The following is a 401-nucleotide window of genomic DNA, read 5'->3' as shown; positions in this document are numbered from 1 at the left end:
GCGACCCAGCCCACGAGCAATTCGGGCCCGTGTTTTTAACAGCTATCTGAAATTTCCTAGGGGGTTATACCTTGGCTGACAACCAATCACTTAATGATCAGGCCACTCAGTCGGGATTCGCTCGGCTGGTGGGAACCTCTCAACCGGCAATTGCTAAGCATGTGCAGGCAGGGGTGTTGCCGCAAGGCTCTACTTACAGCGTGTGGCTACAAGCTTATTGTGAGCGGCTGCGTACTGAAGCTGCTGGGCGTCAGGCTAATGACGCTCGCAATCAGAAAGACTTGGCGGATGCGGATAAGGCTAGGATGAGTGCGGAGAAAATTAGACGTGAATTATACCGAGAGGATCAATTAATTGTTGATGTTGAGTCTGTACGCAAGGCGATGGTGGAGTGGTCCACC

The 401-nt window shown here is 52.1% G+C and carries 1 protein-coding gene; it reads left to right on the top strand.

Annotation, left to right across the window (positions count from 1 at the left end; genetic code table 11):
* Positions 1-71 precede the first annotated feature (71 nt).
* The coding region (locus MO867_RS22705) for a hypothetical protein (RefSeq protein WP_252473400.1) at positions 72-401 on the top strand (330 nt) is incomplete at its 3' end.

It is taken from the genome of Microbulbifer okhotskensis (assembly GCF_023895975.1).
Lineage (GTDB): Bacteria > Pseudomonadota > Gammaproteobacteria > Pseudomonadales > Cellvibrionaceae > Microbulbifer > Microbulbifer okhotskensis.
The sequence above is the reverse complement of the archived record's forward strand: the minus strand, read 5'-3'. Positions and strand labels throughout refer to the sequence as shown.